Below are 20135 nucleotides of genomic sequence, written 5' to 3' on the forward strand. Positions count from 1 at the left end.
TTCTTTTTGCTCGCGCTACACCCACTCAATCATGATTCGGTTCGTCACCGGCAACGAGGGAAAGGTGCGCGAGGCATGCGACTATCTGACCGACGAGGTTCGCCAAATCGAGTACGATTACACCGAAATCCAGCACGACGACCTCGCCGAAATCGCGCTTCACGGCGCGCGCGAAGCGTTCGAGGAGACGGGCGGCGAAGACCCCGTCGTCGTTGACGATGCGGGCCTGTTCATCGACGCGGTCGGTGGCTTTCCCGGCCCCTACTCCGCCTACGTCGAGGACACCCTCGGCGTCGAGCGAGTTTGGCAGTTCGCAAAACAGGAAGAGAATCGCCGCGCCCATTTCCGCTGTGTCGTCGCCTACTTCGACGGGGAAACCGCAGAAACCTTCTCGGGTGCAGTTCCGGGCACGCTGGTCGCCCCGCGCGGTGACGGCGGATTCGGCTACGACCCAATCTTCGAACACGAAGGGAAGACGATGGCCGAAATGACGACGGAGGAAAAGAACGCCATTTCCCACCGCGGGCGCGCACTGGCCAAATTTGCGGACTGGCTGGCGGAGCGGTAAACCGGCGCTGAACAAAAGAGCGACTTAGTTTTCCATCTCCCCGTCCGGCCCCGGATACTCCCCGCCGACCACCACGTCGTACAGACTTTCGGGGTCGAAGAGCGACACGAATCCATCCGGGTGCTTGACGCTCACCGAAATCCGTCCCTGAAGCGTGGCCGCGGTTTTCGCGCTTCGCAGGTCGTCGTCGTAGGAGACGATGTGTGCCGCGTTTCCGGCGTGAGCGCTGGCGAGAGCGGGATGGTCGCCGGGCGACTGCTCGACTTCGATTCTGCATTTCTCGATTTCCTCGCGCCAGTCGCGGGCCAGTTGGTCATCCGCCAGTTGGTGGATGACCCATTCGGCATCCGAGAGGAGTTCGTCGCTGGCGACGAGTTCGACCCACGAGTGGCTGCGAACGATGTCCATCGTTTGGCGGGCGTTCCCGCCGACCAGCAGATCCGCCGCCAGCACGTCCGCATCGACCGCGATGCGGGCGGGGTTCGGATTACTCATTTCGTCGCTCCGAAAGCGTCTCGCGGACGGTTTCGAGGTCGGTATCGAACTGTTCCGCACGGTCGAACAGGTCGTGCCACGTCATAGCGTTGTCTGCGAGTTCGAGGAAGAAAAGGGCTCGTTTCGCCGTGAAAATCGTTCGCTTGCTCAGGCGGATTCGTTGCCGAGCATGTCGGTCGTTACCGACTTTTCGTAGTTCAGTGTGTCGAGTTCGACGCGCTCGGTGTAGCCCTGATACTCCACGATGACGTAGTATTCGACCGAAAGCGTACTCTCTTCTCCCTGTCGAAGATGGGTCTTCCACCACGCGCCCAGTTTCGAGTTGTCGAGCTGAACCGTGTCCCGAATCGTCGCTTGGCTGTTTGATGCGATTTCGATGTCTCGCTCGTTTGCTTCGTCCGCGAGGACGACGTCGTTCATCGTCACGCGGGAGCCGATTTCGGTGATGTGTATCGATTCGCTTCGGTCGTTTTTCACGACGGCGGAGGATTCGATTGGCGTCTCGGCCATCGTCGCGTCACCCCACTTCGCTCGCGTCTCGGAGACGGTTCCGACCTGTCTCCCTGCGACCGAGAAATCCAGCGTCGAACTCGAATCCACCGGCCCGAGCATGTCGGTCGTGATGGTTCCGCGCTCCGCTTTGCCGCCGACGGGCAGACGAGCGAATCCGGCATCGACCGTCACGTCGCGTTCGACCACGCGGTCGGTTTCCTCGCCGTTGTTGACGTGGCTAGCCCACCATTGTTGAACTTCACGGTCGGTGATGTCGCCGGACAGTTCGAGGTCGGTGCGACCCGAATCGAGGGTTCGGCTCGTCTGGCCTTCGACCAACTGCACGTCGTTCATCAGCACGCGATAGCTTGCATCGACCGAAAGGCGGTCTGCGAACAGCGACCCCGGTTGATTCGGGTTCTGCACGACTGCGCTCGTTCGAATCCCGGTGTTTTCGGTTTCGGGGACGACCCACTCGCTTTCAACCGACTGGAGTTTCGGCGGTTGGAATTTCGTCGCCTCGGTTCGCGGTACGGTTTTCGTGGTCGTTTCGCCGCCGCCCAACGCGTCGGTCGTGAAGACGACGCGCTTGCTCAGGAAGGGAAGCGTGACTTTCTTCGTTTTGCCGTCTTCGTCAACCGTGGCGTAAAACTGCACGTCCATCGTGGTCTGTTCGCCGTTTTCGACGTGGCTCTCCCACCACGTCGGCAGTTTGCCGTTGTCGAACGTCGAGTCGATTGCGAACGTCGTTTTCTCGCCTGGTGCAACGTTCACCTCGCCGTCCGTCGTTCCTTCGGCGACCGTCACGTCGTTCATCGTGATAGTGTAGCCGAGTTGTGAGAAGGCGACATCTCCACTGGCCGGATTCTCGACGGTTGCGCCGACGTTGAGCGGGGTTCGTTCTTCGGTTGCTTTGCCCCACTCGGCGTCGGTTTCGGTCACGCGGAGCACCGTCTTTTCTCCGGCGGTCATCGTCTGCGTTTCGTTGCTTTCGAACGCGCCGAGCAGGTTCGTCTCGAACGAGCGTTCTTCGGCGGGAAGGTTCTTCGAAACCAGTGGCAGGCTGATTGCTGGTTGGATACTCACAGTGGTCTGTTCGCCGTTGTTGATGTGGCTCGCCCACCACGCAGGAATTTTTTGGTTGTCCATCTGCGTCGAAAGCGAAATCGTGGACTCTCCCGTTGGAACACCGACATCGTTGCTCGTTCCCTCGGCGACAGTCACGTCGTTCATTTCGACTGCGTAGTTCACGTCAGCGACGCCGGGGACGCCGACGGAACTCGGATTGTGGAGGTCGATTTCCGTCCGAATCTCGCTCGTCTCAGGGTTCACCGCACCCCAATCGGTTCGGACTTCTTCGACGGTCGGTTGACCGACGGTCAGTATTCCGGACGTGACGGCCACGCCGAGTCCTCCCGCCGTGATGACGCACACCGACAGTATCCCGACGACGAATTTGCCGAACAGGTTACGCGGCGTCACGACTGTCTCCCAAAATTGACGTATCGAACCACATACAGTTCATTAGCTGAGCAGTTCGGCCGGAACTCCAAGTATGTTTACCTGTAATTATCCAGTGTGGGAATTGGCATGTTGGATTCGACTGTTTACTGTTCTGCGGCCTGCACTAGTTCCGCGAGTTCGTCCCGAACCTCGTCGCTCACCGGACGGTGCGGTCGGCGCGGCGCACCCGCGGGTGCGCCGCGCGCTTGCATGGCCGCCTTCGCACCGGGTACGCCGTATTCGGTGGTAACCGCCTGATTCAACTCGACCAGTTTGGTGTTCAACTGGCGGGCCTGTGCGTCGTGGCCACCCCGATGCAGTCGATAAATTTCGCTGGCACGCTCGGGTGCGACGTTCGCCAGTCCGAGGATACCCCCGTCAGCCCCGGCGTCGAGTCCGGCGGCGAAGATGCTTCCGCTTCCGACCAGCAGGTCGAAATCTGCGTCCTCGGTGCGAGCGCGCTCTCGCTGGAGTCTGGTTAGGTTCCCGCTCGAATCTTTCATCCCAACGATGTTTTCGTGGTCGGCGAGTTCGCCGACCACTTCCGGCGAGAGAACGACGTCGGTGAAAACTGGAACGCTGTAGAGGTACACCGGAATCGGACTTTCCTCGGCCACGGTTCGGTAGTAGTCGGCTAACGTATCATCGTCGTGACCGAAGTAAAAGGGCGTTACCACGAGCGCGGCGTCGGCTCCCGCCTCCGCCGCGAGGCTGGTTTGGCGAAGCGTCTCGCGGAGTCCGGGATGGCCAGTTCCAGCGAGAACCGGAACACTCGCTTCGTCCGCGACGATTTCGGTTACCCGATTTCGCTCCTCGACGCTCATCAGTTCCGCCTCGCTGTTCGACCCGCAGGGGACGATAAAATCCACGCCGCGATCTTCGACCCACGCGACCAGTTCGCGGAGTTCATTTTCTCGGAGGTCACCCTCGTCGTCGAACGGTGTCAGCAGGGGGACGCCAGTTCCGTGCATGGCTCTCACATCTCACGCCGTAACTATGAAATCGGTGGTAGCGGAAGGGTCGTACAACCGTCTGACGCGGTTTTAAGTCACCGTCGCGCCGAGATAAAACCGGGCGCGCACAACACTCTCTCCCATCCTCCCACTTCGCGCGCCCGGCACACCACCCACATCCTCCCTGACCCCGCTCTCCCCCACCTCCGCTTCGGAACTCCCCTTTCGGCAGGCAACTCCTGATTCGACGTAGAGCTATCCTGATAGTTCCAAACGGTGCCTGTACCCGCGACAAACAGTTCATAACAAAGAGGTATCCCGTCTTTTTCGTATCTGCGCCCGACGGCTCGGGCGCGAAGCGTGTCGCAGTCTCGCGGTGGGTTTCCGGCGGGGCCGGGGGCTCTGGCGGCGGGTTGGCTTCCCGTTACAGTGTCACCAATCTCCCCACGAAAGTTCTCGTCCCGGACGACCCTAGAACCCCGCGCTGCCCAATCGTTTTTCAACCTTTTCCGAACCGTGGAATCCGATAGCGGTGCAAACGCCGCCAAAAATCCGACGACTACGCCGACCCCTGTAGTCGCTCACGAACCGCCGGAAGCGCATCTCGCGCGGCGATGAGTGCCACGCGGTCGCCACCTTCGAGCGCGGTTCCGGGGAGCGGAATCGTCATTCGTTCGTGGGAGCGCCCGTGGGCGTAGATACGCGCGTCGGTTGGCAGTGAAACGCCCATCACGTGCGTTCCGATGAGTTCCGAACCCTCCGGAATCGTCATCGTCGTCAACTGCAAGTTTTCGGTCAAATCCGCGATAACGTCGAAATCGCCGCCGAGAAGGGCCGTTTTCGCTCCCGCCGCGCCGAGACGTTCGGGGTAGATAACCTCGTCTACGTCGTCGGCGAACTTGTGGTAGATATCCGCCCGGTAATCCTCGTCGATGCGCATGACGGTTCGACAGCCGTGGTGCTTGCCGACCATGCAGGCCGCGAAGTTGACGTTCAAATCGCCGGTCAGTCCGGCGATGGCGTCCGCCGAGTCGATACCGGCCTCGACTAGCGCGTTCTCGTCCGACCCGTCGCCTTCCACGACTTCGAAGCCGTCCTTGCGCGCCCGCTCGACTTTGTCGGAGTTGTTCTCCACGATAACGAGGTCGTGACCCTCCTCGGTTAGCACTCGGGCGGTTCGCAGTCCGACTCGTCCGGAACCCACGATAACAAATCGCATGGCTGTGTGATAGCGAAGCGAGAACAAAAACGTTGGTGTGGTTCGGTCAGTTTCCGTAGATGACTTCGGTCGTTTTACTGATGCTGGTTTTTGCATCGGTGACGGTGAGCCAAACTTGCTGAACGGAGCCGAGAGTTATCTCGATAGAACTGGCGTGTTTGTCGAACTCGTAGGGGCAGTTCGTTCGCCACTCGTATTCGAGGCCTTCTCCGAGTGGGTCTTTCGAGACAGACCCGTCGAGCGTGACTGTCTCTCCCTCTTCAAGTTCGCATCCGTCGTCGTTTTGCACTACTTCGAAGCGTGCTTCCGGAACGTCTTCCAGTTCAATATCGTCTGGTTCATCGCTTGGATTAAGTATATAGATAGTCACATCTAAGGTATATCATCCCGCGCTTTCGAACCACGTCGGGTTGACATCGGTCACTCTTGACGGAACGTACACGTTCCCGTCCGCAACGACCGGTGTCTCGGCTGTGATTTCATCGAATCCCTCGTAGTCATCGTTGTATGCGTATCTACTCGGGAGGATAACGTCCCACTCGTATTCACCGGACATGGCGTCAATGGCCACAGCAACTCCCCGGCCACGACTGTCCTCTCGAATGTATTTTCCACCGAGATGGACGGTTCCATCGGCTATCGATAGACCAGCGAACGACACATCCGACTCATAAACCCATTTGTCTTCGCCAGTTTCCACATCGAGTGACGTCACCGTCTTTGAACCGCCGGAATCGATGAAGAACACACGTCCGTCAGCTATCGCAAGACCGTCAGCGTCGGCATCACCCGCATACGACTATTGTCCCGTCGCTTGCCGTTCGTGCTTCGAGTCCATTGCTTCCAGAACCGTAGATCAATCCATCGCTAACCGCGTACGGTGTGAAGGTATCGTTCGACCACAGTTCCGCCCCGTCTTCTGCTTTTAATGCAGTTCCATCGAAGAACACTGTTCCATCGGCGTAACATGGTGAACCACTGATTCCTTCGCTTTTCCAGAGCGTCTCCCCGGTTTCGGAATCGAGCGCGTACGCCGCTTCTTCACTTTCCCTGCCGACGTACACTCGTCCGCTCGCGACGACCGGCCGCGACCAACTTGCCTCTCGTTGCCACTTTCGCTCGCCGGTTTCAGTATCGGGGGCGTGCAACGCATTCACCCGCCGGTCGTTACCCTCACCCACATGGTCTGTGTAGTACAGGGTGCCATCGCTGACAGTAGCCGTTTGGGGGCCGGGAATGCCGTCTTGCTTCCACTTCCGCTCTCCGGTTTCAACGTCGTATGCGGCGACGGAACTCATCATTCCAATATCACTAACCGATGTTAGAGGTGATACATACACCGTCCCATCGGCGACGAGTGGTTCGAACCACTCGTTCCCATCCAGCTCAGTCATCAAATCGCTCGTTGCATACGGTGTCGGGCCGCTGTCAGTCGTCGAATATGACCGTCCCGAATTCGCACCGGGGTCAGTCCATCCTCTTAGAGAGTCTTCGTGTTCGCTATCGTCGTCTTGCTGTGCGAGAACCACGCCGGTTCCGGTGAGACCAAGCGCGCCGGTGGCTACACCGACGGTTTTCAGGAACGTTCGCCTGTCGTTTGTAGGCATGCGGGCGAACATTCATCCGGTTAATTATCACTTATTGACGAATTAACAGGAGTTGGATTCGTTCCAAATCTAATTTAATTAACCAATGGCTGGTTCGTTTCTTGTTCACATTTGAACATCTGGGAAGGGATTTACCATTCTGCCCCCACATACAACGATCGCTCAGCTGCTCGGGTGAGAATCTAAAAAAGCCTAGGCCGGGATTTGAACCCGGGCTCTCGTCCTTACCAAGGACGCGCTTTACCGCTAAGCTACCCAGGCGCAGGCATCTATTTCTACACACGGAACTGTCTTTAGGCGTTTCGATTTCGGTCAGGGGTCGGTCGTCGATGACGGCGGTTCATCGACGTGACTCGTCCGGCGTCCTGACAGCTTCGTGAGTCGATCTACGGTGTCGTCGGGAAGGTTCGAACTCGATTCATGTTCAGCTACTGTCGTTGCGAGTTGTTCCGCGTACCGTCGGGTTCCTGCTGGTCGGTCACCACCCGTCGCGGTCGTTCCCGCGACGATGGCGAGTTCGAACACGTCGATTTCGAGCGCGCCATCGCCACTTCCAGCGGTCTGGTCGCGACCGAAGGACTTCACTGTTCGAACCGCGGTTTCGGCGGCTTCCGTGCGTGCGAGAAGCGAAAAGCCACGGGAAACCATCACGTCCGCCGCGAGAACCGCGATATTGCTCTCGGTGTGTGGCGGTTCCGCGTCCCAGGGTTCGTCGTGTGCGAGCCTTCGTGTAAGTCGCAATCCTTCGTAGATAAGCTGAACGCCTGTGGCGCGACGTTCGACTTCGCTTGCGTTGACATCGCCATCGTCTGCTCGCACGCTGAGCAACGTCAGCACACCCGGGATGATTCCCGACGATTCCAGCAGTCCGTCGATGTATTTACGGAGTCGCGCTGGCGTAATGTCCTCGATAGCCTCGCGCGCTGCCCCGCGCGCCCGGACGGCCTCTTCCATTATCGAGGTTTACGACGGAACTGCCAAAGACCTTTGGAAAGCGTCGCCAACGTGGTGTATGATTCGCGTAACCGACGGCACGAAAATTAGAACGATTACTATCGACCGTCCCGAGTCCCGAAACGCACTGACATCCGATGGCCTCGACGGCCTCGCGGAAGCCGTCGAAACCACCGACTTGCCCGTTATCTATCTTCGCGGCCAAGGAACCGCTTTTTGTGCCGGTGCCGACCTCGATACTGTCGCCGAACTGAACAAAGACTCGGCGGAGGCGTTCGCGGAGCGCGGCCAGCACACCGCGAACGCCATCGAGCGTGCGGAAAGCGTCGTCGTCGCCGGAATCGACGGCTTCGCCCGTGGCGGCGGAGTGGAACTCGCGCTCGCCTGCGACCTGCGGGTCGCCACGCCGGGCGCGACGTTCGCGGAACCGGGGGTGCAACTCGGTATCTTCGGCGCGTGGGGCGGAACTGCCCGACTTCCCGAAATCGTCGGACTGGGTGACGCCCTCGACCTCGCGCTTTCGGGCCGGGTCGTGGACGCCGAGGAAGCCAGACGGATTGGACTGATTTCACGCATTACCGACGACCCACGGGCAGTCGCGGAAGAAGTCGCCGAAAATGCGCCCGACGCGCTCCGAGTCGTCAAAGCCCGCGTCCGCGACCGGTCTTCGATGGGAGTACAGGCCGCCCGTGAAGCCGAGAGGTTCGGCGAACTCGTCGCAGAACACGCCGAGAACATCGCCGCTACGCGCGACTAAATGAGTAAAATCTCATAGCGATTCGGGCGTCGGCGGAACCGCGCGCTTGTGCTCGCTTCGGGCGAACATCGACCTGATTCGGGACACGTCTTCCTCGCTTACGCCGTCAACCTGTCGAGCGGTCGCGGCGGCCGAAAGCGGGCCATCGACGTTGAGCGCCAACACCGAATCCAGCGTATTGTAGTCAATGCCCAACTCCTCCTCGTCGGTCTGTCCGGCCCAGAGTCCCGCAGTCGCCTCTTTTTCGGCCAGTTCGTCGGGGACGCCGACGTGTCGGGCCAGCTGGCGCACCTGCTGTTTGTAGAGGTTGCCGATTGGGTGGCAGTCCACCGCCCCGTCGCCGTACTTCGTGAAGTAGCCCACGAGCGCTTCAGTTCGGTTTCCGGTTCCGAGCACCAACGACCCTTGGTGGTTCGCAACGAGGTAGTTCAACACCGCTCGCGTGCGGGCGCGGGCGTTGCCCACCGCCATCTGGTCGCCCTCGGCTTCGCTGTAGGCGTTCAAAAACTCGTCCACGATGGGGTTGATTTCGAACACGTCGTAGGAAATACCGAGTTCTTGGGCGACCCACTCCGCGTCGCTCATGTTGTTCTCTCGGCTCACCGCGCCGGGCATGACGAGGCCGTGCAGGTTTTCGGTTCCGAGGGCTTCTACCGTGAGGTAGGCCGTCAGCGTGCTGTCGATGCCCCCCGAGAGTCCGAGAACTGCCGAGTCGGTGCCCGCCGACGAAACTTGTTCACTGATGAAATCCGTGATGTGGTCGCGGTGGGCGTCGAGTTCCGACTCCGAGAGTTCGAGGTCTATCATCGGTCTGTGTTGGTCTGCTGATGACTAAAACATCCCCGATAGTGGTGGATTTGTGGACGAATGTTTGGTCGGGGAATGTTAAAATGGAGTCGGGACGTAGTACGTATGGAATCGTTCGAGTGCGCCGGTGTCTGAGCGAAGCCAGATTCGAATCCATCGAACGAAACCAACAAGCGCCGGTGATGAGCAAATTCTTCGAATTTGCGATTCTCGGCGCATGGAACGAAGTGAGTGACATGCGCCGGTGGTCTAGTGGCAGGACATGAGCTTCCCAAGCTCATAGCCCGGGTTCGACTCCCGGTCGGCGCATCCTGCGAGGAACGAACGTGACGAGCGGATGCACTCACGGGTGTTGAGCAAACGAGTCACAACCGAGCGAAGCGCGGTCGTCTCGTCCAGTTCACTCCCAAAAATCCGCCCTCAGACGAATTTCACGCTGTCGATTTCGAATCGTGCACCGCCCGTTTTCCCCTCTGTCACCGTAATCGACCAGCCGTGTGCTTCGACGATTTCCTTGACGATACTAAGTCCGAATCCGGTTCCGTTGTCGCCGGTCGAAAATCCGGTTTGGAACACCTGCTCGAATTTTTCCGGTGGTATTCCCGGCCCATCGTCTTCGAAATAAAATCCCCTCTCGTCGTCCAACAGGCCGATTCGGATCGTAGCCGCTGAATCGACGTGGTCGCCCGTATTCCGGATGAGATTTTCGAACGCCTGCTGGAGGTGGCTGTGACTGCCGACGACCGGAACCAGCGTCTCCTCAATCGACAGCGACATGGAATCTGTTGCGGCAGTTTCCCACGCATCGGTGATGACGTCGCGGAGGTTCACCGGTTCGGAGTCGATTTCCTGTCGCTCGATTCGGGCGAGCGCCAGCACGTCGTCGATGAGGACGACCATTCGGTCTAGTGCGGTTTCGATACCCTCTAAATGCTCCTCTTTGTTTTCGGGTTCGTTCCGCGCGAACTCGATGTACGCCTGTGCGACGTTTATCGGATTCCGGAGGTCGTGGGCGACGACGTTTGCGAAATCGTCCAATCGATTCCGCTGTCGGGTGAGTCTTGCCTCGCGCTGTTCGCGCTCCAGTTCGTAGCTGATCCATTTGCCCATCAGGTCAACGAGCGTAATATCCCACTCGGAGAACTGTTCTTCTCGAACGTCTCGGTCATAAAAGCAGAACGTGCCGTAGACTTCTCCGTGTACCATGACCGGCGTTCCGATGTAACATTGAACACCCATCTCGGTGACGCCTGCACGGGTAGTCAGTTCTGGTGCTTCCGCTTCGATATCCGCCAGAACGAGCGTGCGTTCGGTGTCGATGGCGCGCTCGCAGTTCGTCTCTTCGAGGGGAACGACATCTCCGGGTTTCGTCTCCCCGTCAGGGTCGTGGACGATTTCGAATATGTAGTCGTCGTCTTCGATGTACGAGAGCGCTCCGTACTCCGTTCCGAGCGTGTTCCGTCCGATTCTGAGTAGTTCCTCGACCTTTCTTTCGAACGTTTTGTCTTTGTTAGCGATAACACGATAGATACTTCTGAGAATAGTTGCGTATCGCTCCCGACTTTCCTCGGGTGCTTCATTTTTTACCATTTTTGACGGCGACTCTCACAGTCTACTTTCACAGTGGTGATGAACGATTCTTACGACGTTTCCGATTCCGGGGATGTCCGATGTGACATTTCGAGCCACTATCCCGCTCGTTGCGAACTCACGTATCATACGATGGTTTACATTCGACCGACATAAAATTACCCGACACGCGCTCTGTCATCATATTTTATCGTCGAAATTCCGGTTCCTCCGCATCGAAACGACGTCCGCTGTCTCATCCTCATCGAACTTCATCGGCCTTCGCCACCACGGCCCTTTTCCGGAATCACTCGACAACTCGGTCACAATTCGATTCGCCTCCACTCCCGCCTCGGAACTGCTCAGTGGCACTGCCTGCTCGTACAATCCAGATTCCTCCTCCGAACCCTCCAACAACACTTCTGCATCAAACTCCTCGCGCTTCACATGCGCATTGTTCCGGAAAATTTCCCGCTTTTCATCCCGGAACTCCGAAAACTTCGCACCCGAAATCGGCTCCCGAGCGAGTCGAAACTGGCCGATGATGTACGTGCCCCAATCGGGAGTAATCCATTTTTCTTCTGGCTCGCCGCTCGTCGAAAGCGTTGCGTAGAAAAAGACGAAATCACCGTTCTCCAATTTCAGCAGTGGCCGGGCTTTCACGCCGAAAGGGTCGCCGTAGGTGTATCGCTCACAGCAGGGGTACTCCGCGAACTCCGGGTCGAGGTGAACCGGGAGTTCCGCCGCACCGTCGGGCAGTTCGACCGAGAGATCGAGGTCGGCGTAGGTCGGAACGTCACGACTGGTCGGCTCTGACTCGGGAATCGGGACGTATTCGAAACTCCCGTCCGGAAAAATCGGGCCGCGGACACCCGGTTGGTTGGTGTTTGCGGCGACGTTGATGGCGACAGCGCGAGGCATGACGTTCTGTGGGAACGCGGGCGTGAAAAGCGTGGCTACCGGCTACTGCGAGCGACACATTGCCCCGAAAAGTACCGACGACACCCGACTACCAAACGCCGAGCGGTTCGACGCACTCCCGGCAGAAGGTGTACTCTGCGCCGTTTTCGGTTCCACAGTGTGGACACAGTCGAGTGCTCGGGTCGGCGGTGTTCGGCTCGTTGAACTCTTCGAGAACGCTCTCCTTTCGGATGTCGTCCGGCGCGCGTCCGTCGGGACCCGACGGTGTAGACTGCAGGAGCGGCGAATCCTCGTCGCTCCGAAGAAACCGATAGATAAGTAGCTGGAGTCCCGCGAACAGGACGACGTACAGGATTATCCACCCCCAGACGTTCATGCTACATCATGACATACGTCGTCATGCTACTTGGTAGCTTCGCACACTTCTATCGGGCAGTTTTAGAAGCGCTGCTGATTAGTCGCGGAACTGGGTTGTTGCTCTCTACGCGGGGGGACAGTTCGACCAGAGTAGAGTTTAGGCCGGTTGCAGTCGAAGCACGCGGTCGTCCTGCGGTGCCGGTGCCGCAGACCGCCCATCTTGGTTGCTGGTCGTCACGTACAGATGTTTGTCCGGGCCGATGAACGTCGTCCGGAGACGCCCGTACTCTCCTTCAAGGAGGCGCTCCTGTTCGACCACTTCCCCCTTCTCGATTTGAACGCGGTGGAGATGTTGGCCCGCGAGCGTGCCGAAAAAGAAATTGCCCTGCCACTGGGAAATGGGGCCGTCGTAGAACGTCGCACCGCCGGGCGCAATCGTCGGCGTGTACGTCGCAATCGGGTTCGTGAACTGGTCGCTCACTCCCGTGACAATCGGCCAGCCGTAGTTGTTTCCGGCTTCGAGGACGTTGATTTCGTCGTTCGTGGTCGGACCGTGTTCTGTGCTGAAGAGCGTTCCGCCCCGGAACGCGAGTCCCTGCGGATTTCGGTGGCCGTAGGTGAACACCTCGCTATCGAACGAATTGTCGGGATGGGGGTTGCCGTCGAGCGTGAGTCTGAGGACTTTCCCTGCCAAAGAATCCCTGTTCTGTGCTTGCCCTTCGTTTCCGGCGTCGCCTGTGGTGACGTACAGGGCGTCGTCGTCAATCGCTACTCTACCGCCGTTGTGGATTGACGAGGCTGGAATGTCGTCTATCAGTACCTTGTCGCGGCTGAACCTGTCGTTGATGCGGTGGCGCACGACCCGGTTTCGAAGCCCGTTTTGGCTGTCGTAGGTCTGGTAGGTGTACGCGAGGTTGTCGTTTTCGGGGTGAAACTCGAATCCGAGGAGGCCGCCTTCGCCGCTGTGGGCTATCTGGTCGGTGATGTCCGCGACGATGTCGTTGCTGTTCGGTCGAATGCGGCGAATCCGCCCCGGTCGCTCCGTGACGTACAAGTCGCCGTTAGAGTGAAAGTCCGCACCCCACGGCACTTCGAGGTTCATGGCGACCGTTTTGATGCGAACCCCTTGGTCGATGTTCGCGGTGGAGATTTGTGTCGTACTACCGGTCGATTCCATACACCCGGTGAATCCGGTGATGCCGAGTGCCATCGTCCGGAGGTACGTGCGGCGTCGCATAGTCCGCTCCACGACCCCACGGGGGAAAAACGATGTGGGTTCGTTCCGCGAGAGAGTTTGTTTGGTGAATTACGTAATTTTGGACAGTATTGACGTAATTAGTATCTGTTGGCCGACATGCGAGTTCAGTCGGGGTAAAACTGGATTTAGTCGAGGTCGCGCTGGAACTCGTCGAACTGCTCGAAATCGTCCGGCAGTTCGGAGTCGATTCGACGCGACTCCTTTTCTGTCGGTGGGACGTCGTCCAGCGGCACCGCCTCGTCTTCCCATCCGGGTTTGATTTTGACGCTCTTTGCGGGCGTACCGACCGCGATGTGGTGCGCCGGAACGTCGTGCTGAACGACTGCGCGTGCGCCGACGATGGCGTTCTCGCCGATTTTGAGCCCCGCTCGAATCATCGAATCGTAGGTCAGGCGCGCGTCGTCCCCGATGACGGTGTGGAAGTTCGTGACCTCGGTTTGGTCAACGACATCGTGGTCGTGGCTGTAGACGTGAACGCCGTCGCTGATGGAACATCGGTTGCCGATAGTTAGTTTGCCGCGGTCGTCCAGATGCACGCCGTCGTGGATGACTGTGTTGTCCCCGACGGTGATGTTGTGCCCGTAGGTCATCGTGACGCCCTTGAAGATGCGGAGATTGTCGCCCGCCTCCTCGAAGAGATGGTTCGCCAGCATCTCGCGGAATCGAAGCGCGAACTCCACGTTGTCGGCCATCGGCGTCGCGTCGAACTGCCGCCAGAGCCATTGGAGATGCTTCGAACGCCGGAACTTTTCTTCGTTTTTTTCCGCGTAGTACTCGCTCTCCAGCGTCGCGTTGCACGGGTCGTAGCTCTGGAGTCGAACGCGCTCTGCGTTCGACACCTGTTCGCCGTTCTGCCATGCCTCGTATGCGTCGCGGTCGCCGTGGAGGTCTACGAGTACTTCGTTGACGACTCTGCACGTGTCCTCGTCGCTGGCGAGTCGTTCGTCTACTTCATCGATAAACCCGCGAAGGCCCGCCTCTGCGGACTCGGGGAGTGTGACGTGTCGCTTTGTCATATCCTTATTTCACCCTCGGTTTTCTTATAGGTTAGTTACTCTTCTGAAGGCATGGGGGTTTTGGTTCCGGCGGGGAGTGTGACTTCTTCCCGCCATCGCTTCGACTGGAAAATCGCAGGATGGTGGTTAGTTTCTTGTGGCCTCCACACTCCACAGTTTCGAAACGAAGTATCTATCTGCTGTCTGGAAGTGCTCCGTTCGTCACAACCGAACGTCGTCACCGAAAACTTATGCCACATACGTCATATTTTTATCCAATAATGGTTCTTCGTTCCCGACGCGGCGTCCTCCAACTCGGCGGCGCAACGCTTGCGTTACTCGCAGGTTGTACGTCCAATTCGAACCTCGAAAACCGCTCTACGACACCTGCTACGGATACGCCGACCACAACATCATCTACGACCACTTCCCGGCCCACAACGACGGATTCAGGGGATGTGACGGTGGAAAACGTCAGGGCCACACCGGCATTGGTTGCACCAAACACTCCTGATTCTATCAGTACTCTCGGAGAACGTGACGAACAGTTCGTTCTCGCAACGGTAGCGGGTTATGGGATGTCGATTCCCGACCGGGACAAATTCGTATTGGAAACTACCGTGGATTCGTATCCACCGGTGGATAAGTCATTTGTCTACGCTCTTTGGGATGACGAAGACGGCTACACATCGATTCCGGACGACCCCCTCATCTTCAGCGTTCCGAAGCCCCTCAACGCAACTGAACTCTCACTTCGCTGGCCGGATGGCGATTTCGCCGTAGACGAGGCGCTCATCCAAACACTGACACGGCCGCCGACGGACTTCGTGACCGAACTCTCCGCACCCAAGTCCGTCACGAGAGGGTATGAAGCGTCAGTGACGCTGACCGTTGAGAACACCGGGTCGGTCGCCGGAACGTTCGTCGGTGCGCTCAATCGTGTCGGCCCGAACGTCGCATACACACCCGTCACTGGCATCTCCCTTGAAATTGCGGCGGGGGAGTCGGAGACGTGGACGCACTCGTATGCTCCGAGTCCTCATTCGACGGATGACGACCCTGCGGCGACATTTCATCTAAACTGGCGGGGTGGTCGGCAGTCGAAAATTATCGACGTCGAACCGGTCTGAGCGCAGAACATCGGCAAAATCGAAAACGGTCTTCCTGTCTGTTCGTCCTACGCCAAGAAGACGTGTCGCGGTCGGTCTGCCAAAACGTCCCGGCCCCAATCGACCGTGTCGCTGAAGGCGTCACTGCGGAAGAATGCCATCGCGTCCTCCTTCGAGCGCCACTGACTGGCGATGAACATGTCGTTTTCGTCCTCGTGGTTCGTCAGCAGTTCGGTGTCGAAGTGGCCTTCCATATCTGCAAGCACGCCACCGACCGTCTCGAACTTCTCCACGAAATCCTCCCGTTTGTCGGGCTTGACGGTGTAGAACATCCCCATCGTCCCGAACCCGCTCTCCTCGCCTGCGCGGGCGACGACGCCGGGGAGGTCGGCGAGGAAGCCACCCGCCGTCTCCGCCGCACTCTGGGTCTTCCAGAGGCTTACGACCGCCGAGCGGTCACTGCCGCCGTACACTGCGGTTTTGACGTGTGTGTCGTAGTGGTCGAAGTTCTTCCGCAGACCGTCCACTTCATCGAACAAGTGCTCCGGGTCTTCCTCGGAGTAGAGCACCATCGCGTACACGTCCTCGCCGTGGGGTTTTCCGGCGTAGATGTCGAGGTCTTCGAGTTCGCCGCGGATGTCGCCGTCTTCGTCGCCCTCGTCGTCACCGGATTTTCCGTGGTGGTGGCCGTCCGAACCGTGGCCGCCTTCGCCATGCGGACTTTCGCCGTCGTCACCGTGCGCATGCGCGTGACCGTGGGAATCGCCGTGCGGATGAGCGTCCTCCGGAACCGGAACTTCGTTGCCGGACATGAACGCCGGGAGGTCTTCCGGCGGGAAGCGCCGCCCGAAGTAGAACGAACCGAACTCCGCGAAGCGCGAACTGCCTTCGTCGAAGCGCATCTCGTACAGCAGGTCTTTGATGTGGGTCGGGTCGTTGCTGAACAGGTCAACGCCCCATTCGAAGTCGTCCATGCCGATGCTTCCGGTGATGATTTGGGTGACCTTTCCGGCGTAGCCTTTGCCGATGTCGCCGTGACTGGACATCATTTCTGCACGCTCGTCGAACGGCGTATCGTACCAGTTATCCTCCGCGGTTCGGCGTTTGCTCATCGGGTAGAAACAGATGAACTCCGCGTCCGGCACGTCGGGGTAGAGTTTACTCGCAACGTAGCGGGCCATGCCAGTATCTTCGATGTCCTCGGGGTCTTTCACCATCTCGTCGGAGGTGTAGCCGCCGACTTCGGTGACGGAGACGTAGGAGTCGGTTCGCTCGGTGAAGTCGGCGAAACCGGTTCGCTCGAAGGCCCGCTCTGCGGTGTCGAGATCGTTCATTTCCGGCCGGAAATGAACGACCAACAGGTCTGCTTTGTGTCCCATGACGCTGAAGACGGCGGACGACCCGTCCTCTGCGTCGGTGACGTTCTCGCGCGCTTGGAGGAATTCGGTTCCGTCGGTCAGTGCGTTCTTCCGAACTCGCTCGGGGGCGTCTCGCCATGCGTTCCAGTCTATCGTTCGAAAGTCGTGGAGTGCGTACCACCCTTCGCGCGTCGGTGGGACTTTTCTCGGCATACGCGAGGGTTAGGAGCGACCGGACAAGGAACTTTTGAGTCGTCCCGGAAGTTTCGCTTCGCCGACGTTGATATTACTTTGGAGAGTGTCGCTCCGACCGAAAGCCTTTCAAAAACACGACTTAAACCCCCAGTCAATGCGGAAAAGCGGCCCGCCGAAAGGCCTAATATCGTACCTCGTGCTCGAACTTCTGGACGAAAAACCGCGGTATGGGTACGAGATACTCAAAGAAATACGGGACATCAGCGGTGGTCACTGGGAACCGTCCTACGGTTCCGTCTACCCCATTCTGTACAAATTCGAGGAGAAGGGCTGGGCGGAGCGAATCGAGCGCGAGGACGAACCCGACCGAAAATATTTCGAACTCACCGACTCGGGATACGAGGAACTAAAAGAAAAGCGAAAGGAAAGCGGGACGAAAGCCCGCGAATTTGCGGACGTTATTCTCGGATTCTATCACGTCTACGTCGCCTTTTCTACCGACGACCGTTTCGAAGTCGAAAGTCCCGAAGGTGAATGGCAGTTCGACGAAACGTTCAGTTCGTGGATTCTCGAACAGATAATTCGTCACCACGAACGCGACTTCGACGAGTTCGAGCGCATCCCCGACACCCCCGAGGAGTTCTACGAGCGGATGGGACTCGAAGACTGACCGATTTTCCTTCATCTTCCAAAAACCGTCGAATAGATTCTCGCCGATTCTCAGGCCAGCAGTTGCGGGCCGAATATCATCAGGAGAAGACTGGCGAGCATCGTCAGTCCCACCGTCGTCGTTATCATCGTTGTAACCTGTCGCCCCTGACTCGTCGGAAGTCGCGAAACGATGGCTTCCGAACCCATTCGGAGGATGTGTCCGCCGTCCAGCGGGAACGCCGGAATACAGTTGAAGAAGCCGAGGTTGAGGTTTATCCACCCCGTCCAAAACAGGGCGTTTGCAAGGATGAAGAGGCCGCCGCCGAGTCCCGAAAGCGGCCCCTGAATCGCGTAGAAGTTGGTGTTCCACGCGACGAATCCTGCGAAGTTGTAGCCGACAGGCATCGAGAGGCTGGCAAACGGAAGGAGGAGCGTTCCGGCGACGCCGAGCAGGAACGTCGTGAGTGGCCCGTCGCCACCGCCACCACCGCCGAAGGTGGTCATGAACTGCCCCGCCATCAGGTCGCGGAACGTCTCGGCTGGGTACAGATTCGTACCGAACCCGCTCGTTTCGATACCGGAGGTTCCCGGCGCGACGAGGATACCGACGATGGCCTCACCGCTGTTGTTCTCGTCCAGCGTCACGTCGTAGGTCGTTCGCTGGTCGGAATCGCCGTCTTGCGTGTACGCTTCGACGGTGACGGTTTGTCCCGCCTCGTAGCCGTCCATGGTACTGCTCAAGTCGCTGCTGTTGACTATTCGGTTGCCGTCGATAGCCGTGATGACGAGCGTGTCGCCCGCGCTCAATCCGTCGGCGCTGCTCACCGGCCCGTCCTGCTGAACCGTCGAAAGCGCGCCAATCGGCCCCGTTATCTGCTCTCCGTTGACGGTCAGCGTGGCGACTTTCCTGTCCGCGAGTTGTTGGCTCAGGTTCTTTTCGGTGTACACCGTGGTTCCGTTCACCGCGGTGATGTTCTCCCCGGTGCTGATTGCCGGTTCGTCAGATCCTTGCTCATCGCCCGCCGCAAACGGCGAGGTTTGCGTAATCGCCGTCACGAGCAGGGAGCGTTCGATTGTCGTCTGTCGTCGTTCGTCGCCGTTTTCGACCGTGACCGTCACCGACCTGCTGTCGATGGCCGCGAGCTTTTGGTTGAGGTCGGCGTTATTTTCGACGTCGGTGCCGTTCACCGCGACGATTCGGTCGCCGCGTTCGATGCCCGCATCACCCGCCGCAGAGCCGTCGAAGACGCCGCCGACCGCCGCGCCGGAGGCGACGGTTACCGACCCCATTATCGGGCCGAACAGCAGCATGAAGACGAGAATCGTGACAGCGAAGTTGTTCGTCACTCCTGCCGCAAACATTCGGCTTTGGCCGCCTCTGTCCGCTTCTCTGCGATTTTCCTCGTCCGGTTCGACGAACGCGCCGATTGGGAGGATTGCGAACAGTGCGAGTCCCATCGACTTGATTTCGATGTCCTCGACGCGGCAGAAGATACCGTGGCCACCTTCGTGAACCACCAAGCCGATTAGCAGACCGAGCAGAATTTCGGGGGCGACGGAGAGCGGGAGGAAGTCGTTGACCCCCGGAATCACGAGCACGTTTCGTGGCTGTGTCACCGCTGTCGGCTCCGGTGGGTTCTGAATGATAGAAACCGCCTGCAAGACGAGGAGGAGGAAGGTTCCAATCATGACGACCAGCGCGATACCGAGGCCGAAGTTACCCCACGCTCGCCAGAATCGTTTCGGACGGGAGAGTTTATCGAGTAGCTTCTTTCCTTTCTGGGTGTGTAGCGTTAGAATCGGCCCTTGCATGCCGATATACGACGGTAGCATGCCGTTCGCCCGTAGTCCAAGCAGGGCGAACCAGTAGGCCGTGATTCCGATAACCACCCACACAATCGTATCCATTGGCAAAAGAAAGGTTCGCACCGCTCAAATGCGTTTGGGAAAACGGTCGTAAAAACCGGGAGCGTTATTCCGCGGTCTGCCAGTCTTCTTCGAAGTCCTGCTGCTCTTCGTCCTTCTTGCCTTGGCGTTTCTGCTGGAATTTTCGTGCGGCCGCGAGTCCGGCGGCGGTGCCACCGAGAACTGCGGCGCGGCGGGCGAACGTTCCGGCTTTGCCGCGGCCTTTTGTCTCCTCGATTTCTGCTTCCGCGACTTCTTCTTCTTCCGTCGTCTCGGTTTCCGTCTCTGTCGCGTCCGTTGCTTCGGTTTCGGATTCTTTGACGAGTTCGGTACGTTTCAACGCTGGTTTCTCAAGATTGAGTTCTATCAGGGCCATGGTAATATCTTGGTTTAGTCGCTGACGTGATTGGTCGCCAGACAGACGTTACATCTCTCCCTATCACTGGCAGGTACTTTGTTATG

General features: G+C 58.7%; 21 protein-coding genes and 2 tRNA genes. 5 read left to right on the forward strand and 18 right to left on the reverse strand.

Features of this window, described 5'->3' with window-relative positions; translation table 11 throughout:
- Window positions 1–28: 28 nt before the first annotated feature.
- On the forward strand, window positions 29–568 hold the full coding sequence (rdgB, locus tag HL45_RS02605) for an RdgB/HAM1 family non-canonical purine NTP pyrophosphatase (RefSeq protein ID WP_049969537.1): 540 nt from the start codon (window positions 29–31) through the stop codon (window positions 566–568).
- Window positions 569–592: 24 nt separating this feature from the next.
- Here rdgB and HL45_RS02610 read toward each other — a convergent pair whose 3' ends face one another.
- From HL45_RS02610 to HL45_RS02650, 9 genes are all read right to left on the reverse strand, one after another.
- Window positions 593–1063 carry a DUF7384 family protein gene (locus HL45_RS02610; protein WP_049969538.1) on the reverse strand — a complete coding sequence of 157 codons (471 nt, stop codon included), beginning with the start codon at window positions 1061–1063 and terminating at the stop codon, window positions 593–595.
- A 147-nt stretch (window positions 1064–1210) separates the two neighbouring features.
- Complete coding sequence (locus tag HL45_RS02615) at window positions 1211–3037, reverse strand: LEA type 2 family protein (protein WP_049969539.1); 1827 nt, start codon at window positions 3035–3037, stop codon at window positions 1211–1213.
- Between the two features lie 125 nt (window positions 3038–3162).
- Window positions 3163–4029: a dihydrodipicolinate synthase family protein gene (locus HL45_RS02620; protein ID WP_049969540.1), complete on the reverse strand. Its 867-nt coding sequence runs from the start codon at window positions 4027–4029 to the stop codon at window positions 3163–3165.
- 541 nt (window positions 4030–4570) lie between these two features.
- Window positions 4571–5230, reverse strand: a complete 660-nt coding sequence (locus HL45_RS02625; RefSeq protein WP_049969541.1) for a potassium channel family protein — start codon at window positions 5228–5230, stop codon at window positions 4571–4573.
- 46 nt (window positions 5231–5276) lie between these two features.
- Entirely contained in the window at window positions 5277–5600 is a 324-nt protein-coding gene (locus HL45_RS02630) for a hypothetical protein (protein WP_049969542.1), read from the reverse strand.
- A 12-nt stretch (window positions 5601–5612) separates the two neighbouring features.
- On the reverse strand, window positions 5613–5993 hold the full coding sequence (locus HL45_RS02635) for an outer membrane protein assembly factor BamB family protein (protein WP_084156781.1): 381 nt from the start codon (window positions 5991–5993) through the stop codon (window positions 5613–5615).
- Between the two features lie 22 nt (window positions 5994–6015).
- Window positions 6016–6837 carry an outer membrane protein assembly factor BamB family protein gene (locus tag HL45_RS02640; protein WP_158413650.1) on the reverse strand — a complete coding sequence of 274 codons (822 nt, stop codon included), beginning with the start codon at window positions 6835–6837 and terminating at the stop codon, window positions 6016–6018.
- 189 nt (window positions 6838–7026) lie between these two features.
- Window positions 7027–7098 (reverse strand) — tRNA-Thr (locus HL45_RS02645).
- A gap of 51 nt (window positions 7099–7149) precedes the next feature.
- Entirely contained in the window at window positions 7150–7791 is a 642-nt protein-coding gene (locus tag HL45_RS02650; protein ID WP_049969545.1) for a DUF7114 family protein, read from the reverse strand.
- 58 nt (window positions 7792–7849) lie between these two features.
- On the opposite strand from HL45_RS02650, the gene HL45_RS02655 reads away from it, so the two are divergent.
- Complete coding sequence (locus HL45_RS02655) at window positions 7850–8548, forward strand: enoyl-CoA hydratase/isomerase family protein (protein WP_049969546.1); 699 nt, start codon at window positions 7850–7852, stop codon at window positions 8546–8548.
- Window positions 8549–8560: 12 nt separating this feature from the next.
- On the opposite strand, the gene HL45_RS02660 is transcribed toward HL45_RS02655, so the two are convergent.
- Window positions 8561–9355, reverse strand: coding sequence for an NAD+ synthase (locus HL45_RS02660; protein WP_049969547.1), 795 nt, complete (start codon window positions 9353–9355; stop codon window positions 8561–8563).
- 238 nt (window positions 9356–9593) lie between these two features.
- On the opposite strand from HL45_RS02660, the gene HL45_RS02665 reads away from it, so the two are divergent.
- Window positions 9594–9664: transfer RNA gene (locus tag HL45_RS02665), tRNA-Gly, on the forward strand.
- Between the two features lie 111 nt (window positions 9665–9775).
- Here HL45_RS02665 and HL45_RS02670 read toward each other — a convergent pair.
- The 5 genes from HL45_RS02670 to HL45_RS02690 form a co-directional block, all read right to left on the reverse strand.
- Window positions 9776–10945 (reverse strand): GAF domain-containing sensor histidine kinase, encoded by a 1170-nt coding sequence (locus tag HL45_RS02670; protein WP_049969548.1) that lies wholly within the window; start codon window positions 10943–10945, stop codon window positions 9776–9778.
- 180 nt (window positions 10946–11125) lie between these two features.
- Window positions 11126–11845, reverse strand: coding sequence for an Nmad3 family putative nucleotide modification protein (locus HL45_RS02675; RefSeq protein ID WP_049969549.1), 720 nt, complete (start codon window positions 11843–11845; stop codon window positions 11126–11128).
- Window positions 11846–11933: 88 nt separating this feature from the next.
- Complete coding sequence (locus tag HL45_RS02680; RefSeq protein WP_049969550.1) at window positions 11934–12221, reverse strand: DUF7577 domain-containing protein; 288 nt, start codon at window positions 12219–12221, stop codon at window positions 11934–11936.
- Window positions 12222–12359: 138 nt separating this feature from the next.
- Window positions 12360–13439 carry a PQQ-dependent sugar dehydrogenase gene (locus tag HL45_RS02685; protein ID WP_049969551.1) on the reverse strand — a complete coding sequence of 360 codons (1080 nt, stop codon included), beginning with the start codon at window positions 13437–13439 and terminating at the stop codon, window positions 12360–12362.
- A 146-nt stretch (window positions 13440–13585) separates the two neighbouring features.
- The gene (locus tag HL45_RS02690) at window positions 13586–14476 is read right to left on the reverse strand and encodes an acyltransferase (RefSeq protein ID WP_049969552.1); all 891 of its coding nucleotides are present in this window, start codon (window positions 14474–14476) and stop codon (window positions 13586–13588) included.
- A gap of 260 nt (window positions 14477–14736) precedes the next feature.
- On the opposite strand from HL45_RS02690, the gene HL45_RS02695 reads away from it, so the two are divergent.
- Window positions 14737–15585, forward strand: coding sequence for a hypothetical protein (locus HL45_RS02695; RefSeq protein ID WP_144239986.1), 849 nt, complete (start codon window positions 14737–14739; stop codon window positions 15583–15585).
- Window positions 15586–15632: 47 nt separating this feature from the next.
- Here HL45_RS02695 and HL45_RS02700 read toward each other — a convergent pair whose 3' ends face one another.
- Window positions 15633–17135, reverse strand: coding sequence for a heme-binding protein (locus tag HL45_RS02700; protein WP_049969554.1), 1503 nt, complete (start codon window positions 17133–17135; stop codon window positions 15633–15635).
- 136 nt (window positions 17136–17271) lie between these two features.
- On the opposite strand from HL45_RS02700, the gene HL45_RS02705 reads away from it, so the two are divergent.
- Window positions 17272–17787 (forward strand): PadR family transcriptional regulator, encoded by a 516-nt coding sequence (locus HL45_RS02705; RefSeq protein ID WP_049969555.1) that lies wholly within the window; start codon window positions 17272–17274, stop codon window positions 17785–17787.
- Window positions 17788–17837: 50 nt separating this feature from the next.
- Here the strand turns inward: HL45_RS02705 and HL45_RS02710 are convergent, their stop codons facing one another.
- Window positions 17838–19676: a site-2 protease family protein gene (locus HL45_RS02710; RefSeq protein WP_049969556.1), complete on the reverse strand. Its 1839-nt coding sequence runs from the start codon at window positions 19674–19676 to the stop codon at window positions 17838–17840.
- A gap of 64 nt (window positions 19677–19740) precedes the next feature.
- Complete coding sequence (locus tag HL45_RS02715; protein WP_049969557.1) at window positions 19741–20049, reverse strand: hypothetical protein; 309 nt, start codon at window positions 20047–20049, stop codon at window positions 19741–19743.
- Between the last annotated feature and the right edge of the window lie 86 nt (window positions 20050–20135).

Source organism: Haladaptatus cibarius D43, from assembly GCF_000710615.1.
GTDB lineage: Archaea > Halobacteriota > Halobacteria > Halobacteriales > Haladaptataceae > Haladaptatus > Haladaptatus cibarius.